General features: G+C 77.6%; 2 protein-coding genes. Both read left to right on the top strand.

Features of this window, described 5'->3' with window-relative positions:
• Positions 1-60: 60 nt before the first annotated feature.
• Complete coding sequence (locus EF903_RS28375) at positions 61-2,334, top strand: efflux RND transporter permease subunit (protein WP_125547877.1); 2,274 nt, start codon at positions 61-63, stop codon at positions 2,332-2,334.
• A 70-nt stretch (positions 2,335-2,404) separates the two neighbouring features.
• Positions 2,405-5,242: type I polyketide synthase (locus EF903_RS28370; RefSeq protein WP_148142591.1), on the top strand; the 2,838-nt coding region annotated here is incomplete at its 3' end.

Genomic DNA, 5,242 nt, shown 5'->3' with positions numbered 1-5,242 from the left:
GTGGAGATCCCCCGCCCCGCATCCCCGCAGGAGCGGTCGCCGAAGGGATCGGAGAGGTCCATGTTCCGCCGTGCAGGGAGCTTCGCGACGCGTCGGCCGCGGCTCGTTCTCGTGGCCGGCCTCGTCTTCCTCCTGCTGTCCGCCGTGTTCGGTGCCGATGTCGCCGGCCGACTGAAGACGCAGGGGTACGACGACCCCGGCTCCGAGTCCGCCAGGGCCGCCGCCGTCGCCGCCGCCGAGCACCTCGGCGCCTCCCCCAACCTGGTTCTCGTCGCCCGGGCCGGCGCCGGCTCCGTCGACTCCCCCGCGGCCCGCGCCGCGGGCGGGGAGCTCACACGGCGCCTCGCCGCCCGGCCGCACGTCGACTCCGTGGCCTCGTACTGGAGCGGCGGCGCGGCGGAGCTGCGCGGCCGCGACGGCCGGACCGCGATGGTGACCGCCCACGTCGACGGCGAGGGCGAGCGGCTCGCCGAGCGGGTGCGGCGGCTGGCCGCCGAGCTGACCCGGCCCGGGGCCGACCCGGCGGCGCTCACCGTGCACGCCGGCGGGTCGGCGCTCGTCGACGCCGAGCTCCAGGAGGCCGCGGAGTCCGATCTGAAGCGGGCGGAGGCGGTCGTCCTGCCCGGCACCCTCCTGCTGCTGGTCCTGGTCTTCGGCAGTGTCGTCGCCGCAGCCCTCCCGCTGCTGATCGGCGCCCTGGCCGTCGCCGGCACGCTGCTCGTGCTGAGTGTCCTCGGCTCCCTGACGGACGTGTCGGTGTTCGCCCTCAACCTGACCACGGCGCTGGGCCTCGGCCTCGGCATCGACTACGGGCTGCTGGTCGTCTCCCGCTTCCGCGAGGAGCTCGCCGCCGGGTGCGCTCCTCGCGGCGCCGCCGTGCGCACCGTGCGCACCGCCGGGCACACCATCCTCTTCAGCGCGGCGACGGTCTCGGCGGCCCTCGCCGCCCTGCTCGTCTTCCCGCCGTACTTCCTGCGCTCGTTCGCGTACGCGGGCATCGCCGTGGTGGCCGTGGCCGCGGTGAGCGCCGTGACCGTGCTGCCGGCCCTGCTGGTGCTGCTCGGCAGGCGGGTCGACGCGTGGCCGGTCCCGTGGCGCGGGCGGGCCCGCTCCGGGTCCCGGTCGCGTTTCTGGGAGGCACTGGCGGGCCTCGTCGTACGGCGGCCGCTGCTCGCGGCGCTGCCGGTGGCCGGGCTGCTGGTGCTCCTCGCCGCGCCGCTCGGCCACGCCGGGTTCGCCACCCCCGACGACCGGGCTCTGCCGGCGGGCAGCGCCGCCCGGCAGGCCGGGGACCTCGTCCGCGGCGGGTTCGACGCCAAGGGCGCCGGATCGCTGACCGTCCTCGTCACCGGCGGGGCCTCCCCGTCGGAGCGGCGGGACTACGCCCGCCGCCTGTCCGCGCTGCCTCGCGTCGCCCGGGTGACCGGCCCCGACGGGACCTTCCGGGGCGGCGCCGGCCCGTCGGCAGGGGGCCCGGCCGGCGCCGCGCCCGCCCCGGCTCCCTCCGGGAGCGGCCGGGACACGGTGCGGCTGGCCGTGGTCCCGCAGGACGACCCCCGCTCCCGCGCGGCGCAGCAGCTCGTGCACGAGGTCCGCGGCACGGCCGCCCCGGCGGGCGGCGAGGCGCTCGTGGGCGGACCGAGCGCGGTGCTGGTCGACGCGAAGGACACCGTCCGGGACCGGATCCCGGCGGCCGTCGGCGTGATCGGCCTGACCACCTTCCTGCTGCTGTTCGCGTTCACCCGGAGCGTGCTGCTGCCGCTGAAGGCGATCGCGCTGAACGCGCTGAGCCTCGCCGCGGTCCTCGGGGCCATGGTGTGGGTGTTCCAGTCGGGCCACCTCCGGGGCCTGCTGGGCTTCACCCCCGGCCCGCTGAGCACGACCATGCCGGTGCTGCTGTTCTGCATCGTCTTCGGCCTGTCCGTGGACTACGAGGTGTTCGTCCTCGCCCGGATCAAGGAGGCGCACGACGCGGGCGAGGACAACGCCCGCTCGATCGTCTCGGGCGTGGCCCGCACCGGCGGCATCGTCACCACCGCGGGCGCCCTGCTCGCCTTCACCCTGCTGGCCTTCGGGACCTCCCGGGTCTCGCTGCTGCAGTTCTTCGGGATCGGCGCCGGGCTCGGCGTCCTCCTCGACGCCACGCTCGTGCGGGGCGTCCTGGTGCCGGCGCTGATGCGGCTGGCCGGCGGCCTGAACTGGTGGGCGCCGCGCCCGTTGCGGGCGAAGGCCCCGCGGCCGCGGCCGCCGGCGCCGCCGCCTCCGGCGCCGCCGCCCGCGCGGTGCCCCACCGCGGCGCGGCTGTCCGCACCCCCCGTCCCGGTCCGCGGCTGACACCGCGCGCCCGTACCGCCCGTACCGCCCGTACCGCCCGTACACCGTTCACCCCTGGAAGGAACCCGCCATGACCGACATCGCCATCACCGGGCTCGGCTGCCGCTTCCCCGGCGCCCCCGACGTACGCGCCTACTGGAAGCTCCTGCTGAGCGGGGAGCGCCGCTTCGGCCCCGTCCCGGCGGAGCGCTGGAACCACGAGCCGTTCCACGAGCCCGGCGACCCGTCGGCGCCGCTGGCCGCGTACACCGACCAGGTGGCGTTCGTCGACGGCGTGGACCGTTTCGACGCCCTGCACTACGGGGTGCCGCCCTCCCGCGCGCGGGCCATGGACCCGCAGCACCGGCTGATGCTCGACGTCGCCCGCGAGGCCCTCGACGACGCGGGGCTGGGCCGCGGCGGCTTCGACCGGGAGAACACCGGCGTGTTCGTCGGGATCTCGGTGTCCGACTACAAGGACCTGATGACGGCCCCGCTCCGGGCGATCGCCCTCGCCGACGACGAGGCGGACGGCGCGGAGGACCGCGGCCGGGTCGACGCGGCCCGGGAGCGGGCGCGCCGGCTGGGCACCTTCCAGCCGTACACGCTGCCGGGGAGCCTGCTGAACATGGCGCCCGGCGCCATCAGCCGGCAGTTCGGCCTGGGCGGGCCGAGCTTCGCCGTCGACGCCGCCTGCTCCGGCTCGCTGGTCGCCCTCGACCAGGCGGTCGCCCACCTGCGGCAGGGCAGCTGCCGGGCGGCGGTGGTCGGCGGGGTGTTCCTCAACCTGACGCCCGACGGCCTGATCGGCTTCTCCCGGCTGCGTGCCCTGTCCGCGTCCGGGGTGTGCCGGCCCTTCGACGGGGGGGCCGACGGCTTCGTCCTCGGCGAGGGCGCCGGCGCGGTCGTCGTCCGCCCGCTCGCGGACGCCCTCGCCGCCGGCGACCGCGTCTACGCGGTGGTCAAGGGCATCGGCTCGGCGAACGACGGCGCGTCCCCGGGGCCGCTCGTCCCCACCCCGGAGGGCCAGCTGCGCGCGATGCGCCGCGCCTACGAGGACGCGGACGCGGCGCCGTCCTCCGTCGGCTTCCTGGAAGCCCACGGCACGGGCACGGCCGTCGGCGACCGCTCCGAAGTCGAGGCGCTGCTGCGGTTGCGGACCGAGCACCCCGACGATGATCCGGGCCTGTGCTACCTCGCCGCCGGCAAGGCCCTCATCGGACATTCGCTGGCCGCGGCCGGCATGGCGGGGCTGATCAAGACGGCGCTGGTCGTCCACCACCGCACGATCGTGCCGCAGCCGCCCATCTCCCCCCACCCGGACCTGCCGGTATCCGCCGCGGGCCTGCGCTTCGCCGACACGGCGCGGCCCTGGCCGCAGGGGCCCGGCCCGCGGCGGGCCGCCGTCAGCTCGTTCGGTTTCGGCGGTACGAACGTCCACGTGGTGCTGGAGGAGGCGCCCGCCCCGCCGGCGCTCCCCGCCGCGCCGGCCGTGCACGCCGGCCCGCAGCTCCTGCTGCTGTCGGCGGGCAGCACGGAACTGCTGGTCGAGCACGTCGGCGAGGTGCTCGACGCGCTCGACGCCCTGCCGGCGGAGCAGCGCCCGCCGCTCACGGCGCTGGCGCACACGCTCGGCTCGCGGCAGCCGCTGACGGCCCGCCTCGCGGTCGTCGCGGACGACACCGACGGGTTCGTGCAGCGGCTGCGGGAGGCCCGCCGCCAACTGGCGGACGGCGCCCGCGGCGACCTGGGGGACGGCGCCTTCGCCGCCGACGCGCCGCTGCCCGCCGCCCGGCGCCGCATCGCCTTCGTCTTCCCCGGCCAGGGCAGCCAGCAGCCGGGCATGCTGCGCGAGCTCCACGAGAGGTTCCCCGGCTTCCGGGCTGACGTCGGTGCGCTCGGGGCCGTCGCCTCGCGGGCAGGCGGAGTCGACGTCGCCGGCCTGCTGTACGGGGGTGCGGGCAGCGCGCCCGGCTCCGCGGAGGGGCTGCGGCGGCGGCTCGCCTCGACCGACGTGTGCCAGCCGCTGCTCGGCATCGTGCAGATCGCCGCCACCCGCCTCCTCGCCGGCTGCGGCGTCTCCCCGGACCTCGCCCTCGGCCACAGTGCGGGCGAGTTCGCGGCGGCCGCGGCGGCCGGTGCGCTCACCGGCGAGGACGCCGTCCGCCTGCTGGCGCGCCGCGGGGCGGCCCTGAAGGCGGCCGAGCGCGAGGTGCGCGGGGGGATGCTCGCGGTGCAGGCCGACGAGGAGACCTGCCGGCGGCTCATGGGTGGCGTCGACGGCGTGTGGCCCGCGTGTTTCAACCAGCAGCGGCAGGTCGTCGTCAGCGGTACGCCGGAGGGGCTCGCAGCGCTGCGGAAGGCGTGTGCCGAGGCGGGTGTGGTCACCGCGACGCTGGAGGTGTCGAACGCCTTCCACTCGCCGCTCCTCGACGGCGCCGGGGACGCGGTGCGCACGGCCCTCGCCGACTGCCGGCCGGCCCGCCCGGAGCTGCCGTTCGTGTCGTGCGTGGACGCGGCGGTGCACACCGAACCCGGGGGGCTGCCCGGGCTGTGGGCCCGGCAGGCGTTCGAGCCGGTCCGCTTCGGAGACGCCGTCCGCACCGCGTACGAGGCCGGGGCCCGGGTGTTCCTCCAGGTGACCGGCGGCGGCTCGCTCCTGGCATCGGTCCGCCGCAACCTCTACGGCCACGACGACGTGCGCGTCGCCGCCGTCGACGGGGAGGGGGCGGCGGGCGGCAGCCGCGGCCTCGTCCTCACCCTCGCCCGGCTCGCCGTGCTGGGCGTCCCCGTCGATCCGCGCGCCCTCTTGCCCGAGGACGCCCGCCGGATGGCCGATCTGCCGGCCGCGCGGCTCGCCACCCGGTCGTACTGGCTGCCGGGGCGCGCGGCGCGGCCCGACCGCCCCGCCTCCCCCGCGGGCCCCGAA

It is taken from the genome of Streptomyces sp. WAC05292 (assembly GCF_003949955.1).
Lineage (GTDB): Bacteria > Actinomycetota > Actinomycetes > Streptomycetales > Streptomycetaceae > Streptomyces > Streptomyces globosus.
Note: the sequence above shows the minus strand (reverse complement) of the source record. Positions and strands in the feature narration are given on the sequence as shown.